General features: G+C 43.1%; 13 protein-coding genes and 2 pseudogenes. 11 read left to right on the forward strand and 4 right to left on the reverse strand.

All coding sequences use genetic code 11. From position 1 onward, the window contains the following. Positions 1 to 33 precede the first annotated feature (33 nt). The 4 genes and pseudogenes from TT12_RS07985 to cysM form a co-directional block, all read right to left on the reverse strand. The gene (locus tag TT12_RS07985; protein ID WP_045453697.1) at positions 34 to 2,586 is read right to left on the reverse strand and encodes a RelA/SpoT family protein; all 2,553 of its coding nucleotides are present in this window, start codon (positions 2,584 to 2,586) and stop codon (positions 34 to 36) included. A gap of 384 nt (positions 2,587 to 2,970) precedes the next feature. Further along, complete coding sequence (rlmD, locus tag TT12_RS07990; RefSeq protein WP_045453700.1) at positions 2,971 to 4,512, reverse strand: 23S rRNA (uracil(1939)-C(5))-methyltransferase RlmD; 1,542 nt, start codon at positions 4,510 to 4,512, stop codon at positions 2,971 to 2,973. 88 nt (positions 4,513 to 4,600) lie between these two features. After that, complete coding sequence (locus tag TT12_RS07995) at positions 4,601 to 5,425, reverse strand: 3'-5' exonuclease (RefSeq protein WP_045453702.1); 825 nt, start codon at positions 5,423 to 5,425, stop codon at positions 4,601 to 4,603. Between the two features lie 47 nt (positions 5,426 to 5,472). After that, positions 5,473 to 6,454: pseudogene (gene cysM / locus TT12_RS08000) on the reverse strand (cysteine synthase CysM). Between the two features lie 591 nt (positions 6,455 to 7,045). Here cysM and TT12_RS17085 point away from each other — a divergent pair. The 11 genes and pseudogenes from TT12_RS17085 to TT12_RS08035 all read left to right on the forward strand — a co-directional run bounded on the left by TT12_RS17085 (position 7,046) and on the right by TT12_RS08035 (position 17,409). Beyond that, the gene (locus TT12_RS17085; RefSeq protein ID WP_243443501.1) at positions 7,046 to 7,354 is read left to right on the forward strand and encodes a hypothetical protein; all 309 of its coding nucleotides are present in this window, start codon (positions 7,046 to 7,048) and stop codon (positions 7,352 to 7,354) included. Positions 7,355 to 7,479: 125 nt separating this feature from the next. Beyond that, a complete protein-coding gene (locus TT12_RS17090; RefSeq protein WP_243443502.1) occupies positions 7,480 to 8,463 on the forward strand; it encodes a histidine kinase dimerization/phospho-acceptor domain-containing protein in 984 nt (327 codons plus the stop codon). Next, entirely contained in the window at positions 8,436 to 10,493 is a 2,058-nt protein-coding gene (locus tag TT12_RS17095) for a response regulator (protein ID WP_243443503.1), read from the forward strand. The genes TT12_RS17090 and TT12_RS17095 overlap by 28 nt, the downstream gene beginning before the upstream one ends. A 161-nt stretch (positions 10,494 to 10,654) precedes the next feature. Continuing rightward, the gene (locus tag TT12_RS08010) at positions 10,655 to 11,467 is read left to right on the forward strand and encodes a crotonase/enoyl-CoA hydratase family protein (protein WP_045453705.1); all 813 of its coding nucleotides are present in this window, start codon (positions 10,655 to 10,657) and stop codon (positions 11,465 to 11,467) included. Positions 11,468 to 11,784: 317 nt separating this feature from the next. Further along, positions 11,785 to 13,043 (forward strand): annotated as a pseudogene (locus tag TT12_RS08015) (multidrug effflux MFS transporter). A gap of 356 nt (positions 13,044 to 13,399) precedes the next feature. Then, the gene (locus TT12_RS19375) at positions 13,400 to 13,918 is read left to right on the forward strand and encodes a transporter substrate-binding domain-containing protein (protein WP_502685175.1); all 519 of its coding nucleotides are present in this window, start codon (positions 13,400 to 13,402) and stop codon (positions 13,916 to 13,918) included. Positions 13,919 to 13,923: 5 nt separating this feature from the next. After that, positions 13,924 to 14,283 carry a transporter substrate-binding domain-containing protein gene (locus TT12_RS19380; RefSeq protein ID WP_502685176.1) on the forward strand — a complete coding sequence of 120 codons (360 nt, stop codon included), beginning with the start codon at positions 13,924 to 13,926 and terminating at the stop codon, positions 14,281 to 14,283. Positions 14,284 to 14,295: 12 nt separating this feature from the next. Beyond that, positions 14,296 to 15,573, forward strand: a complete 1,278-nt coding sequence (locus tag TT12_RS17100) for a protein-tyrosine phosphatase family protein (protein ID WP_243443504.1) — start codon at positions 14,296 to 14,298, stop codon at positions 15,571 to 15,573. Positions 15,574 to 15,590: 17 nt separating this feature from the next. Next, positions 15,591 to 16,505 carry an ATP-binding protein gene (locus tag TT12_RS17105; RefSeq protein WP_243443505.1) on the forward strand — a complete coding sequence of 305 codons (915 nt, stop codon included), beginning with the start codon at positions 15,591 to 15,593 and terminating at the stop codon, positions 16,503 to 16,505. Between the two features lie 62 nt (positions 16,506 to 16,567). After that, entirely contained in the window at positions 16,568 to 16,930 is a 363-nt protein-coding gene (locus TT12_RS08030) for a response regulator (protein WP_045453708.1), read from the forward strand. A 29-nt stretch (positions 16,931 to 16,959) separates the two neighbouring features. Further along, positions 16,960 to 17,409 (forward strand): chemotaxis protein CheX, encoded by a 450-nt coding sequence (locus tag TT12_RS08035; RefSeq protein WP_045443636.1) that lies wholly within the window; start codon positions 16,960 to 16,962, stop codon positions 17,407 to 17,409. The last annotated feature ends 3 nt before the right edge of the window (positions 17,410 to 17,412 follow it).

Consider the following 17,412-nt stretch of genomic DNA (forward strand, 5'->3'; position numbering starts at 1 on the left):
TATGATTCAGTGGACGTACTTTGTGAGTTATATCTAAGCGACGGCGCGGCGAGCATGCAAGATACCATGCTGTTGCTCTAGTTTCGCTAAAAGCTTAGATAGGTGTGCCAATCCTGAAACCTCAATATGAAATTTTAAAAAGGCAATGTTATCATCATTACTAAGCGTCTCAACTTGACGAATATTGACATTTTCTTTATCAATAATTTGCGTCAAGTCACGCAACAGTCCGCGTCTATCATAGGCTTCTACGTGAATATCAACGGGTTGATAACGACCAGCTTGTACCCGCCACGAAGCCTCTATTTCGCGCTCAGGATCGCGTTCAATCAAGCGTGAATATTCAGGGCAACCACGATTATGGACACTGACACCTCGTGATAAGGTAATGTAACCAGCAATTGGCTCGCCATGCACAGGGTGGCAACAGCCTGCTAGATTAATTTCTATATTATCCAGCCCATCGATACGAATTTTATAAGCATCGATTTTTCCTGCCTCTCTAGCATCTATACTTGGCGCAAAATTTTCTGGCGGTCTTTCAGGTTCTAGGTGTAGCTGACGAGAGATATGGCTGGTGAGTTGGTTGAGACCAATGTCGCCTGTGACCAATCCAACGATAATATCATCAGTCGTATTGACATGGAAATGCTGAATATAGTCGTTTAAATCGATGCTATTGGGATGTACCGATAGTCGTTCAAGCTCTTTACTGAGCATTTGACGACCAATTTCAATGTTCTTATCACGGTCTTGCTTATTGAACCATTGACGCAATTTTGAACGTGCACGGTTGGTATGAATGTATCCAAGTGAAGCAACTAGCCAATCACGGTTGGGCTCACGTGATGCTTTGGTGATAATTTCAACTTGTTCACCCGTTTTGAGTTGATAGGTTAATGGTACATAGCGCTGATTGACTCGCGCAGCTTGGGCACGATTACCGACTTGTGTATGTACATAATAAGCAAAATCAAGAACGGTCGCCCCTTTTGGCAGTTCAGTAATGTCACCATCACGGCTAAAGATATAGATGCGTTCGAGCTCGTCAAAGTCAACGAGTTGCTCTTCTTCGTCAAACTCCATACCCTCTATTTCTTCACCAGTTAGTAAAGATGAGCGCGGTTGGTTACGGGTTTCATTATTGATCGATAACAGCTGACGCAGCGAGCTGATTCTTTGATTAAGATAATTGTCTTTTTTATTCTTTAGACCTTCTTTGTAGTTAACATGAGCACACATACCAAGCTCAGCTTCGAAGTGCATTTCGTGAGTACGAATTTGTACTTCCAGTGACTTGTTTTCAGCAATGACTGCCGTATGTAGTGAGCGATAACCATTGGACTTGGGGTTGGTAATATAGTCATCGAATTGTTCAGGAATATATCGCCACAAGCCATGTACCAATCCAAGCACGTGGTAACAGTCTGATGGGTTGGTGACCAATACTCGCAGCGCGCGAATGTCATAAAGCTGATCAAACGATAAGCCTTTGAGCTTCATTTTTCGGTAGATAGAGTAGATATGCTTGACTCGTCCAGAGACCTCACCTTCGATATTAGCCTCTGCTAGTGCTTCATTAAGCTTATCTTGTACACGCTGAATATAGGACTCGCGTTCGCTGCGTTTTTCGGAGAGCAGTTTGGCAATCTCTTTATAGCGTTCAGGCGCAAGGTAGCGAAAGGCTAAGTCTTCCAGCTCCCATTTAAGTTGCGCGATGCCCAAGCGGTGAGCTAGTGGAGCATAAATAGTCATGACTTCACGCGCCACCCGATTCTGTCGCTCTTCATTAGAAAAGGTCAATTCGCGCATGGCAAAAGTACGCTCAGCCAATTTGATAAGCACGACGCGTACATCATTGGTGACGGAAATTAGCATGCTATAAATATTAGATAGCTGGTCGCGCTGATTGTTTACGAAGTGATCTTCTAGACGCTTATTGCTTTCAATAATCTCAGACAGCTTACCCATTGCCAAGGTGTCTTTGACTAGGGTCGATATGTCTGCACCGAATTTTTTCTCGATATCAGCGAGGCTTATGATTGATTTTCGCGCACTACGATAGAGCATTGCAGCCACAAGAGCGTCTTCGTCTTGGTAGAGATAGGTCAATATGTCTGTCATGCCAATACCAGTGACATAAGCGCCTGAACGCTCAGACTCGCTAGTATTCATATGACTGCGAATAAATTCACAAGCAGCACTCAAGTGAGGTACAGACTCTTGTCCGATACGTTTGGCGACGTTGTCTAACCAAGTGGGAACATCAATATTGACTTGATCTAAATCAATCGCTTCGAGCTCTTTATCTGACAGAGCATTATTTTTATCTAAAAGCGGGTTATCAGAATATTCGTTTTCAAGCTTTGGATCATGACTATGAAAGGCATGTAGTGCTGAGCGATCAAAAGTGGTGTGTAGCTTATGAGTGGACAGCTGGTATTTGATATCGAGGGGGATTTGGGCATAGCTATTGGCAGACTGGTGCGAGCGTTGGCTCGCGACCAGTTGAGCGGCAAGTGCTGCACTATCGGCTTGGGTGGTCTGTCCATCCACCAGCGGTAATCCTTCACGAATTTTTACCATAGCCGACTCCTCTTAGCTATTTTGAATTGATTATAACCTCATCTACTATGCACACACGTTGAACTTACGATTCATAAAGTATCAGCTATAAACCAATATAACTGCTAAAAAATCTGTTTTTTAGCAGTCATAAAATGCGCGTAAAATATATAAAGCTATGAGTGCAAACGTTCACAAGGATTGAAAAAACCAGCCTAGGAATATTGTTTACTATTATCTCACTTTAAAGAGACAAATCAAGCGAGGCTATGTAATGTCTGCGGTTAATCAGGATAAATAACCATCATTTTTTTGCCACCGCTTGACTCAAATTTTGAATCAATGTCAGTGACCTTTAGCATGGTTATTTAACGCTCTGAACCGCTCACTTAACCGTAAATTGAATTACACCGCTACTTTTTCAAAACGAGCGATAGACTCAACATGACCGGTATGACAGAACATGTCCATCACACCAGCATGAGTCAGACGATAGCCTTGCTCTAATAATGCTTTTGTATCACGGGCGAGGGTTGCAGGGTTGCAAGAGACATAAACGATTCTCTCAGCGTTAAATTTCGGCAAGTACTGCATAATTTCCCAAGCACCAGACCGCGGCGGATCGATTAATAGCGCATCAAAGCCCTGATTCGCCCAAGGTTTATCAGTACAGTCTTGCGTCAAATCTTGGCTATAAAATTCTGTATTATTGATGCCATTACGACGTGCGTTATCGGCTGCACGTGCGGTCATCGCTTCGCTACCTTCAACACCAACCACAGAACCTGTCTCACCAACGAGGCGAGCAAGTGGCAAGCTAAAGTTGCCTAGACCACTGAATAAATCAAGTACGCGTTCACCTGCTTTTAAGTCTAACAAATCGCAGGCAAGCTTGGTCATTTGACGATTGACGGACAGGTTCACTTGGGTAAAATCTGTCGGGATAAACTCGAAAGTCAAATCGTATTCTGGCAATTGGTAATACAAACGACCAAATTGCTGGCTCATGTCATCATCTTCAGTCAATGCAATACGCTGGATACTGTCCGCACCTTTAGACTGCAAATATAGCTGCCAGTTGCGTGCGGCAAAAAACACTTTTAGCTTTTCTATATCAGCGTCTGATAACGGCTCCAAGTTGCGTACGATAAGGGCAACGGGCTGATTGCCATCTGGCAGCTCAGGCATCTCCTCACCCATGGCCAACTCAAGCTGAGCAATCTTGTTACGGCTCTCTAGCGTACTAATCAGTGTTTTTAAGTTTTCAATCTCAAAACCAATTCTTGGATCTAAAATATGACACTCATTTAATTCTGCCAAAAAGTTACTTGAGCGCTCACGAAAGCCGACAAGCGCGGTTTCTTTTTTGGTGACATAACGCACACCCAATCGTGCTTTGGTACGATAACCAAGACGATCACCAACCACTGGAGCAAGCCAGTTATCAGGCGTGACATTGGCTTGGTGTATCAGCATTTCAGCCAATACAGATTGCTTAAAGTTGATTTGACCGTCTGGCTGCCAGTGTTGCAAATTACAGCCGCCGCAGACGCCAAAATGTGGGCAGGGCGGTACGGCACGTTCAGAATTTGGGTTGGCAGTAATACTGACAGCCTCGCCTTCTTCAAAGCTGGCACGGCTATTGGTTATTTTGACCAAGGCACTTTCACCCGGCAATGCAAAGCTTACAAAGATTTTTTTGCCATGTTTGTCTTCGATATGGCCATCGTCTATACCAAAACCATTACCATAAACGGCAACGCCGCGACCATCATGCGACAAACCATCAATGGTGAAAGGCAGAGGTTCTGCATCCTTTAGACGGCGGCGTGTCTTTGATGAGGGTTTAGATTTTTTCTTATTAGGCGGAATAGTAATCGTTTGGGTCTCGCTCGTTGGTGGCGTAACATCAGAGGTTGTAGACGTTTTTGAATCGGTGGGTTGCATAAACCTGCCTTAATAATAAATGATAAATAACTAAAAAAATGAGGATAAACGCGATGTCTTATAACGCGCCTTCATATAACTTCATTTGTTATGATGTGGGCGCAGATGACCAATCAGCGATGAAGTCTTGATGGCGGGCATGACCATCCGCTTGGGTATATTTTACTAAATAGTCATAGCTCTGCTGCTGCCAAGCGTCAAAATCTTGTGAGGATAATTGTCCAGTTAAACGCAACCAGCGCAAATAGATTAGCCATGTATTCATGACGTCAGACTCGCAATAAATAGACAGCGTTTGCCAGTCATTAGTGCTGACAAGCTCACCAACCATACTACCGTCGACAGCTGTTTTACCCGGCAGACCATATAAACTTGCGACAATATCCATGGCTTCGCGGCGGCTGGCACCGTACTGGCTAAATCTGTCCATCAAATCAAGGTGACGCGTGTGGAAGCGATTGACGTAATTATCAAAGCGCATGTTTTTGATGCGCTCGCCTTCTTCAAATAACCATGGCGCTGATAAATCGTATTGCATAGCCCGATATATCAGTACAGGAATATCAAAACCTGAGCCATTCCAACTAATAAGCTGAGGCAGTTTTTCAAGGTCACTAAATGCCCGAAAAAATTTGGCAAGGATGTCTTTTTCACTAAATTTATCAGCGGTCAATGAGAACAACGAAAACTTGCCGTCTTTGATGTATAACGCTGAGATACAGACGATACGCTGCAGTGGCAAGCGCATAAAATCATGCCCAGCTTCTTGTATTCGAAGCGCTGTGAGTGCGCTCAACGCATCTGCATCATTCAACTCTGCCAATTGCGGATAGATACGGCGCGCCGCATCGGTATCAGCGACAGTTTCGATATCAAAGACCAATATAGGGTCGGATGGTAGAGCTTGTGACATAAGAAATCCTGATTGAATCAACTAAACTGAGCAGCGTTGTCTGTGCGTTAATTAACTTCTATATTATTATCGACATTGCTGGCGTCAATATTGTTGTCATCAATATTGTATAAACCCGTCGACAAATAACGATCGCCGCGATCACAGACAATAAAGGCGATGACGGCATCAGGGTTTTCTTTAGCGACTTGTACGGCAGCCCATGCTGCAGCACCTGATGAAACGCCCGCGAAAATACCTTCGGTTTTCGCCAGTTGCGCATATAAACTTCTGCGATACGCTGATCCACATCCATGATTTCATCAACCAAATCTGCGTTAAAGATACCCGGCATGTAAGCTGCGGGCCAGCGGCGAATACCAGCAATCGAAGCTTCTTCATCAGGCTGTAGTCCGATGATTTTGATATCTGAATTTTGTTCTTTGAGGTATTGAGATACACCGGTAATAGTACCAGTGGTGCCCATTGAGCTAATAAAATGAGTGATTTTTCCTGCCGTTTGCGCCCACAGTTCAGGCCCTGTGGTCAGGTAATGGGCTTGACTGTTATCAGAGTTATTAAACTGATCCAATACGATGCCTTTGCCATCTGCTTGCATTTGCAGCGCCAAATCGCGTGCGGCTTCCATGCCTTCATCCACCTCGATTAACGTCGCACCATACGCAATCATGCGTCTTTGCGCTCTTGAGTTGAATTGGTTGGCATCAGTAGCGTTATTGGATAGCCACGCATCGCGGCGACCATGGCTAAAGCAATGCCAGTGTTGCCACTCGTAGCTTCAATCAGCATGTCGCCCGCTTTGATATCACCGCGCTGTTCTGCTTGATAAATCATATTAAACGCAGGACGATCTTTAACAGAGCCCGCTGGATTGTTACCTTCAAGCTTGGCCAGTAACGCAGCACCATTGGTCAGCTGCTCTTGCTCAGGTAAGCGCTGTAATTTAACCAATGGCGTCTGACCGACGCAATCGGCAAGCTTGGTGACTTGAGTAATGAAATTAGGGTTGGAGATAGCCGTTGCGGACATAAAGTATCCTTGTGAATTTTTAAAATTGATTTTAATTACCGTTTATTTTTTAATTGTCATTTTGATTTTTGAATAAATGTCTTGATATGGCCGCTATTGAGTGAAGCGAGTGATTTGATCATTAATGACATTTCTACCGCTTTGACCAAATAGCAATAAATGAAAAGTTGCGTCATTATATCATTTTGTTTTTGGCTACGCTGAAGGCATCAAGAGATTTTGGTAAATGAGTGGTGTTTAAAAAGGGCTGGACAGTTAAAATGCCTTTGCGCCATAGCCACTCACCATGAACGATGAAATGCGTTATAGTTATGGCAATATATAGGTGCGGCAAGAACAAGAATCACTAAATTTATCATGGGTAGGCAGTTATCATTTTTGAAATGACGATAGCTTTGCAATGAGCACAACCCCTAAAAAAATCATGATTGGCTAACACCGCTTACCGCCGCTATTGATTCATAGTGCAATTTTCTGTAGAGAGTAAAGCTAGCATGGCATACAAAAAACGTTTTGATACTAGCAGTGCGTATGGCCAGTTGATTATATTGGTGTTCCTACATTTGTATCTTGGCAGCGGTGGGCGGTATTTTGGTCTTTTATGAGACCATGCGTGCCAGCAATTCCGAACAAGAAGTATTGGCGGAGGCGGTGCTGATTCGTTATACCCCAGCGATTGCAGAGCTAATCCCTGAGCTGTTAGCGCAAGAGCGCCAGCAAGCAGACGGCGAACCCAATGCGGATGGCGAAGTCAGAGCAAATGATGCCACTCAAACGACAATCACGAAGCTTGAGGAAATTCAAGATAAGCTGGGTCGTATGCAGTCCGAGCAACATGTACAGCGTATTGCGATCATCAATGAAAGCAATCAAGTGCTCGCTGCAGTCGGTTATGGCTGAACGAAGCATGGCCTGCAATAGACACAAAAAAGAATTTTTTATCACAGCAATCAACGCCTATTGGAACTGCTTATGGCAGTGTATTAGGGGAGTTTGAAGGACAAAAACTGTGGCTGCTCGTCGATATGGACAATGAACCACTCTACATCGCCCGCTACCGTATCGCCATGGCGTTAGTGATTACTGGCTTGTTCACTATTTTGATTTTATTGCTGAGTTTAAATATTTATTCAAAGCGCTGGATAGCACCAATTTATGAGCTACGTTTGCAGTTGCAGCGTACCCATGTCGACAATTTGTATCAGCCTATTCCCGTTGAGTCAGATGGTGAGCTGAACTTATTGCAGCAAGACTTGGTCAAAACTTTGCGCCGCTTGCATCGAAGCTTTCAGGAATTAAAAGACCATGCTGAGCAAACCGAGGATGATTTGCGCCTTGCGTTTGATGAGATGGAAATGCAAAACATCTCTATTCGTAATGCACGTGATGCGGCAATTTCAACCAGCCAAGCAAAATCGGCGTTTTTGGCCAATATTAGCCACGAGCTGCGCACGCCATTAAACAGTATCGATGGCTTTATCAATTTGCTGGCAAGGCATGGCGAATTGAACCCTGAACAAGATTTGTACGTGCAAACCATACGTAAGTCATCAGCACACTTGCTTGCCTTGGTTAACGATGTTTTGGATTTCTCTAAGATTGAAGCAGGCAAGCTGGTACTTGACCGTCATGAGTTTGACCTTTATGACACCATTTATGACGTGGTCGATATGCTTTCACCTGTATCCGCAGAAAAAGGTCTGCGCATGGCGGTGCTGTTTTATAATGATGTGCCGATGCGTATCAATGGCGATGCCCTGCGTCTCAAGCAAGTATTGACCAATATCGTCGGCAATGCGATTAAATTTACCGATAGTGGTGATGTGGTAGTGCGCGTCAGCTTAGATGATCATCGTGATAATTATCTCATGATCAGTGTGCAAGACAGCGGTAAGGGCATCTCTTTAGCCGATCAAAAGATGCTGTTCCAAAGCTTTAGCCAAGGCGACCCTTCAATTACTCGTCAGTATGGCGGCACAGGTTGGGGCTCGTCATCTCCAAGCAATTAACGCGGCTGATGGGCGGTGATATTGGTTTTCATGATAATGCTCAAGAGAATATTGCCAATCAGGGCGCGACGTTTTGGTTTCGGATGCCAGCACATGTCGATGTATTGGAAGCGGCTACAGGACAGACGATTGAGCTACCAGTCTTGGCTCCATTGGCGAGTGAGACCGATGAGTTTAATGTATTGGTATGGATCAATCATACCGCCTCTATCCAAGTGCTCAAAGCCAGCTTGCAATATCTGCCGATTAAGTTGACCCAAGCCAACTCCTTACCAGGCGTACTTGAGTCATTAAAAGAGCATGGTAATTATTGGGATTGGGTCATCGTCGATGATGATACCCAAGACGATATGATGGCATTACTCAAACAAATTCGTCTGCATTACCAAGGTAAGCTTGCGGTATTTGGCTATCAAGTTGCTGCCGATCAAGCATTATTAAATCGTTATCATGCCAATATTTTGTATGAGCCTTTAGACAAAAGACAGCTTTATGCCATGCTCGACACCCAAAATCGCAGTACCAAAAAAAGCGTGCAAGAACCGCGCTGGACAGGGGTAACGGTACTGGCAGTCGACGATCATCTTCCCAATTTGTTGGTGCTCGATGCATTACTTAGTGAGCTTGGCATCCAAGTCATCACAGCGAGTAGTGGTTTTGACGCCATAGAAATTATCAGTAAACAACAAACCAAAAACATCAAAACTACGAAAAATGATAAGCAAAGCCTGTCGAATAAAACGCAAATCTCTAAAGCTGAAACGCGCGATGAGGTGAATAAAAAATCAAATAGTACGCTTTATGAAGAGGTGAATACCGACGATAAAGTTGCTACTCAGGATAAAGGTCATATTGATCTAATATTCATGGACATCCAAATGCCGCGTATGTCAGGGCATGAAGCCGCAAGACAAATTCGCAATATTGAAAATGATGATAGCCGCATTCCAATCATTGCGTTGACTGCACATGGTTTGGCTGATGAGCGAGACAAACTGATCGCTAGTGGCATTAATGACTATGTGGGTAAGCCCATTAGCCAGCCTCAGTTGTTACAAGTGCTGCAAAAATGGCTTGGACGTACAACGACAATGCCGCAGTTAACAGCGTTGCCTGATACCAATCTGCACAGTACGGATGTGCACAATACTGATGTGCAGGTCATCGATTTATCAAAAGAGAATTCACACTCTACTGATTTACAGAATAGGGAGACTGAAACGTATTCAACGTGGCCATCAGACTCTACAACCATTGCTTATCCTATGGTGAAAGGGGATGAAAATAACCGTCATAGCGGTTCTAACACAATCAATCAGCCAAAAATAACGCGTCCTTTATCATTGAAGAAAATTCGTGATAATTACTTGCGAGACAGCCAACCACGCGAGGATTATAGACGCGAAACACCGCGCGACACCCAGCCACGCTATGAGAATTTGCGCTTACATAAACAAGGACAGTCGCCACTATTAAAGCCATCGGAAACACCGATAAATAGTGCTCGCGATGGAGTGGCAATGCCTACAGATTCCCACACATATGCGCAAGAAACGAAGGGTTGGGACAGCAGTCACCACCATTTAAGCCATCACTCTTTGGGGGCTAACGAAGGTGATGGCTTTGCTATTTTAGATTGGCAAGACGCGTTGACCCGCTCAGCGAATAAGCCCGACTTGGCAGCCAAGCTTATCATTATGATGCTTGATACTATTAATGATGAAAAGCAGGCGCTGACGCAAGCGTGGGACGCCCGTGATCGCAGTATGCTAGCGCAAATTGCTCATCGCATCTTAGGCGGCAGTCGTTATACTGGTGTGCCGCAATTACGTCAGGCCAGTCAAGACTTAGAAGATAAATGCTTGTTGAATGTCCAACACATCACCCCTGCGCAGTTTGCCATGCTTGAGCCATATTATGCCGCATTAATAACAGCGTTAAATAATTTGCAGGCGCTGGATTTATCAGCCTATCCTCAGCTCAATTATCATCGTTTGAGTGAAAATGATATGACGTGGAAAATGATTTAGAAATGATGGTTTTATGACATTAACGATGAATCGAATCGTTGCAGTCAGTTATTGATGAGGTAGCGTCGTAACAAGGCTGTTAATATTGTTGTCATCAGCTTTAGACGTATCGGCATCATATTTAGATGCCATTTCTATTTTATTCATGAATAAGGATTGTTATGAACGCGATTGCCACTTACCAATATGAAACCTTACAAGTTAGTATGACCGACAATATACTCACGGTAACCTTGAATCGCCCACACAAAAAAAATGCCATGAGCTTTAAAGTGGTGAAAGAATTGATTGCCGTCGCAGAACGCATTGGTAAAGACAAAACGATACGTGCGGTGATTCTAAACGGTGCTGAAGGCACGTTTTGTGCAGGCATAGACTTAGGTGATTTGAATCATCCAAAAAATCAAGCGTTCGCCGTTTGGGAGCTGGTAAAGCCATGGCAGAGCTCGTTCCAGCGTGTTTGTCTGGTATGGCGCGATGTGCCTGTACCGGTCATTGCCGTACTAGAAGGCTATTGTATTGGTGCAGGTCTTCAGCTAGCGCTGGCTTGCGATGTGCGTATCAGTCATCCAGATTGCAAACTGTCTATTATGGAAGCTAAGTGGGGGCTTGTACCAGACATGGGTTTGACGCAATCGGCGTTTGGCGTGGTACGTGAAGATGTGCTAAAAGAGCTTGCCATGAGTGCGCGTATCGTAACTGCCAGTGAGGGCAAAGCATTGGGTCTTGTCAGCCATTGCAATGAAGCGCCACTTGAGCAGGCGCAAAAGCTCGCTGCCGAATTTGCAGAGCGCTCTCCTGATGCGGTGTTGGCGAGTAAGCGTGTGGTCAATGCTATGTTCCAGCAGCCAGCCACTACTTTATATAAAGAAAAAGTATGGCAGCTTAAAATGATGCTCGGTCGTAATCGCAAGCTTGCTTTAAGAAAAGCCAAGCAAGCCAGTACGGCATTTGGCAAGCGCCAGTTCCGCTAAATATCTTTTACTAATTATGCCGCTACGCTAACGCTCAGACCTATTTTGACAAATTATTGTGATTATTTTTAGTTGTGATTGTTTGTTTTATTCACGTCATACCTCTATTGAAATGTGAGGGGATAGTACGATATATCACTATCCACTTGCGCCGCTGTATGCAAATGTGCACTAATGGTAGCAATGACCCTTGTTTTCAGTATTGAGTAAAGACTAAATATTAAAGACAATGGAAGCCTGAATAATACAATAACAATCACTAGAGTGTATTGAACCTTTATAAAAATTCAATACACTCTATATAAAATGGTCTGAATATGTCTGCTCCAAAATCCTCTCTACCCAATCGACCCGTTGCTTCTGAGCGCGTACGCTCTGCTGATTTGCCTGTTGCATGGATTATGATGCTTGGACTTATCGTGCAGTGGGGCCATTGTCTATTGATATGTATCTGCCTGCATTACCATCTATGGCAGATGACTTTGGCGTATCTACAGCCTTTATGGCCAATTCTGTTCCTGCCTATTTTTTAGGCTTGGTATTTGGCCAGCTATTTTATGGTCCATTTAGTGATCGTGTCGGTCGTGTTAAGCCTTTATATATCGGTATGACACTATATGTCATCGCCTCCATTGTTTGTGCGACTACTAATAACGAGTATGTATTGTTTGTTGGACGGACGATGCAAGCGCTTGGTGCCTGTGTCGGCGCGGTGGTCACTCGTGCCGCGATTCGCGATCGATTGACTGCTAAGCAAACCGCAAAAGCCTTTTCTATTATGATTTTGGTGATGGGTTTAGCGCCGATATTAGCCCCATCGCTTGGTGCGCTATTTCTACAGTTTTTTAGCTGGCACTCTATTTTTTGGTTTTTGGCTGCTTTTGGCACGTTGAATTTATTGCTCACAAAGTTTTTCTTCTTTGAAACGTTGACGGAAGAAAATCGTAATGTACGTCCTGCAAGAGAAGTACTGAGTCAGTACTGGGACTTATTAAAAGACCCGACGTTCAATTATCCAGCGATTGGTGGCGGCCTGCTGATGGGGGCGATGTTTGTTTATATCAGTTCAGCCTCTGAGCTGATTATGGATACCTATGGGGTATCCGCCACCCACTTTGCTTGGTTATTTGGGATGAATGCTGCTGGTTTTGTGGGTTTGACTCAGCTGAATCAGTGGCTCACCAATCGCTTTCGTATTTTGAGTATTTTGCGCTTTGGTGCGATGATGCAGGTTATTTCTGCAGGCGTGCTATTTGTAATAGGTCTATTTTTGGGTACTGATGCTTGGCTTCCACTGGTGCTGGCTTGTATTTTCTTCTGTATCGCAGGCTTAGGTCTTACTCAGCCAAATGCTTCTGCTATTGCGCTGGCCTTTCAAAAACGCCGAGCGGGCATGGCAAGTGCGCTACAAGGCTCGCTCATGTTTTCAGTCGGTATCTTTGGTGGATTATTATTAAACCTATTTCCAGTTAATCCCGTACTCAAAATTGGTATTGCGATGTTCGCGTTAATGAGTCTTGGCTGTTTTTTAATTTGGCAGATAGATCGTAATTTAAATCTGGACGATGCGGAGTAAGCCAGAAGCTTTATAGTTTTTTGCACTAGAATCTTAAAAGGCATTCTTACATTAATTATGTAGGGATGCTTTTTTTGTACTTTTTATTTTATTTTTTGCATAAGACTGCGCATAAAACAAGGACATATTACAAGTTTTCAGTCATATAGATAGACTTATGTATGCCCTTAATATCCTTTATTTGCCATATATAACAAATTGTACGTAATAACTAAACATAATTATTGCAATCATAAAGTTAGGCAAGTATTATCAAACGTAACTTTCTGTAAGTAAGTATTGTGAAGATATTACCTAACCTTGCTAGATTGTCATTAATTAATATGTACAACCACGTGAAGCTTTAAGGGTAAATTATGATGCAGTTATATCGAGTGTTACCAATTGTATTGAGTGTTGGCCTGTTTGGCTGCGGTAACTCTTCCACTCAAGAAAATGCCAATTCGACTGGTACGCCAGTAACAGAAAACAAAGATAATTTTGTCAGTAATTTGCCTGATACGGCACCAACATTAAAGGTCGCTATGACGGGTGATTTACCACCTTTCTCGTTTCAAGATGACTATGGCAATATGCAGGGCACGGACGTTGATTCCATTAGAGCTATCGGCGAGGAGCAAGGCTTTAAGGTCGAGTTTTATAAAGAAACTTGGCAAGATATGTTCGATAGTGTGGAGTCAGGAAAACGTGATTTAGCTATTTCTGGTATCTCTTATAAAGATGATCGCGCAGTAAGATACGGTCTATCAACGCCTTACTTTTTTAACCCAGCTACCATCATGTACTTGGAAGGTAAGTTTGATATCAAAGGCTTAAACGATATAAAGGGTCTAAAACTGGTACGTTGGCAGGTTCTAAAGAAGAAGATACTCTGAAACAGATGGGTAGCTCGGTTGAGTTGGTTTCAAGATCTACTGCATTTTTGGCTTATCAGGACTTAGTACAAGGTAAGACTGATGTTTTCTTATATGACATGCCAGTGCTGCAGTACATCATAAAAGGTTATCCAGAACATAAAGTGAAGATTGTACCTTATGAAGCGGCAGACGCACCTTCAGCGCAACAAGTCGTATTAATGGCAAAAGAAAATACTCAGTTGATTAATACGGTTAATGAGGGTATTGCTAAATTGAAAGAAAAAGGGACATTTAAGGAAATTGAAGAGCGCTGGTTAGGTGAGGCTGTACCTGCATCTGCTGATAAGAGCAATTCTGATACTAATACTACGCAATTGAACTAAGGAATTCTGAAGATGGCAACCACTCCCAATGTTGACAATAAGCGCTATCAAGGTCTGATCATTTCAATTGCACTATTTTTATCGCTCATCGGTGCCTTGTTAGCCTTTACGTTCTATACCTCAAACTTATTAGAAAGAAATACTGCGTTAATTGACCAAACCAACCAAGTCGCTAATAGCGCGCAGGCGGTAATTAAAGATTTATTTGACTTAGATAATAGCTATGGCGAAGATACGAACTCTCCACATATTCAGCGCGTTTTGGAGCGTTTGGAGGAAAATACGGCGTTGATTACCAGCTCTATTGCTGCTATTGAGCAAGGTGCAACGATCACTGACGTTGATGGCAAAACTTATGATCTGCCAAAGATTGACAGTAACGCACAAGTAAACATTACCGCGGCTAATGAGCAGTGGAAAGCGTTAGAGCCTAAGATTCAAGCATATCTCAAAGATGCTGATAATATTATGGTTTCCTCTGAAGATGATCTGACCCAAGCCGTTGAGCAAGCCAAGACATCAAGTCTATTGATTAACGATTCGTTAGACAATTTGACCAAAGATGTTTTCAATAGTGCCGAACGCCAAGCGACGACCATTCGTCTTATTCAGGTACTTGGTGTTGCCGCCATCTTTACCTACTTTCTAATCTTTGTATTCTTCTTTGTACGTCGTTTACGTGAAACCGATGCTGAAGCGTTCGCTGCTCGTCGCGAGACGCAAGAGATTATGGAAACGGTAAATACGGGTCTATTCTTGCTTGATAAAGACTTGAATATTGGTCAGCAGCATTCTCGCGCACTGAATGATATTATCGGTGAGGACAGATTGTCAGGAGAGAACTTTACTAACGTTTTACGTGGGCGTATTTCTGATAAAGATCTGAAAACCACACAGCAATTTATTGAGCAGCTTTACAATCCACGCGTTAAAGAAAAATTGGTAGATTCTCTCAATCCACTGCACAAAGTTATGCTACACAACAACGCTGGTGATAAAGCACAGAATAATCGCTTCTTAGACTTCAAGTTCTCACGTGTTTATGACAACAAAGACATTGCCCGTATTTTGGTCAACGTCAACGATGTATCAGATGCCGTATATTTAGAGCAGCGTCTAGAAAAAGAGCGTTCGCAAAACGACATGCAGATTGAGATGCTCACCACTATCTTGAATGTAAATCCTAAAATTATTAATGAGTTTATTGATAATACGCAGATGCACATTGAGAAAATGAACAATATCTTGAAAAATCCTGGTAGCTCACAATACGAGCTTGAGGCAAACTAAAAGCCATTTACCGCGAAATGCATAGCTTAAAAGGTGAAGCTTCTGCGCTAAAACTGCATAGTTTTACCAAGATTGCCTCAGATGCGGAAGACAAACTGCACGCATTGCAAAACCAAGGTCAATTATCTGGTAACGATTTCTTGCCATTGGCCGTACATTTGGATGACTTATTAAGCCTATCAAATACCATCGCAACCTTGGGCGAGCGTATTAACCGTTCAGCACCAGCGACTGCACCAACTGCAAATGGGTTAGATGATAATATTGCTCAAAACAGTATGTCAAAAACGGTGGCGACTGACAGTCAGATATCAAATCCTTCAATCAGTAGCATGAATACTGATATTGGTCAGGATATTGACCTAGATAATGACGCAACTGATGATCATCTGTCTTTTTATAAAGCATTTGCAAAAGATATTGCCGCAAGACAAGGTAAGCAAGTAGAGCTAAAGAGTAATACACTGATGCAAGCGGACATACCAGCGCATCTGGTAAAGCCGATTAAAGAGATTAGCATTCAGCTACTACGTAATGCCGTGGTTCATGGCATTGAAGCGCCAAGTGTTCGTCATTCGATTGGTAAGACTGCGGTTGGGACGATTGATTTAGAACTAAAAGACAACGGCTCAGATTTCATGCTGATGGTGCAAGATGATGGTCAAGGTATTGATTATGACAGCATTCGTGCCAAGTTAAGCAGTGACGGTCGTTTTAGTACAGAAGAAGCCAGTCAGCTCAGTCAAAGCGAGCTGCTCAAACAACTGTTTTCTTCGGGTTTCTCTACCAAAGAACATGCGGATGAAGATGGCGGACGCGGTGTCGGTCTCGATATCATTAAAGCAAAAGTAAAAGATTATGATGGCAAGCTTAACGTAAACAGCGAATTTGGTCAGATGACACGGTTTGTTATTACTTTACCAAAAGCTTAATTAGAAACAGCAGGTATATTGTCAAGGATGACAAGCACTTCATTAAAGGTAATAGATCAGTTATGCATAAGTTAATGATTGTTGATGATTCAAATATTATTAGAAATCGTATTCAACGCGCGTACGATTCAGGGCAGTTTATGCTGGTTGCGACGGCAACCAGTGGCGTCCAAGCCATTGAAAAGTTCAATGTCCATCGTCCTGATGTAATCACTATGGACTTGACCATGCCACAAATGGACGGACTTGAATGCATTGAGAAAATCATTGCGATTGACCCTGAGGTACGAATTTTAGTGGTGTCAGCACTGTCTGATAAAGCCACTGGCATTGAAGCATTGTCGTTGGGTGCCAGCGGATTTTTGTGCAAGCCTTTTTCAGAAGATGAGCTTGTAGAGTCTTTGTATGAGCTAATGCAAGACTAAACCATTCAACGACTTAAGTAGATGTCATTATGAAAGAACAAAAGCTACAGATTTTTTTAAGTATTATTAGTAACTATTTTAATCAGTTTGGGGGCGAGGAGCTTGTCGCTGACACCCCATATCTGTTAGAGAATAAACAGCCAAAAGTCCATGATTATACAGGTGTGATCGGTATATCGGGTGGACAAAAAGGCGTGGTGTATTTTTCCGCAACCCGTCAGTTATTGTCCGCTATACTGGATAGCATGGGTGAAACGGATAAAAGCGATGAGAATTATATCGATTTGGCTGGTGAAGTGGCCAATACCATCGCTGGTAACGCGCGTAAAGAGTTTGGCTCAGAGTTCCATATTTCTGTGCCGTTTGTATTTAAAGGCTCTCCACAAAGTATTGTGTTGCCGAATGATGAGCGTTCTTTTATCATTCCCATCACTTGGAACTCGCAGATAGGCGAGATTGTGGTCTGTTTGCAGGATTAACGT

This window comes from Psychrobacter sp. JCM 18903 (genome assembly GCF_000586475.1).
Taxonomy (GTDB): Bacteria; Pseudomonadota; Gammaproteobacteria; order Pseudomonadales; family Moraxellaceae; genus Psychrobacter.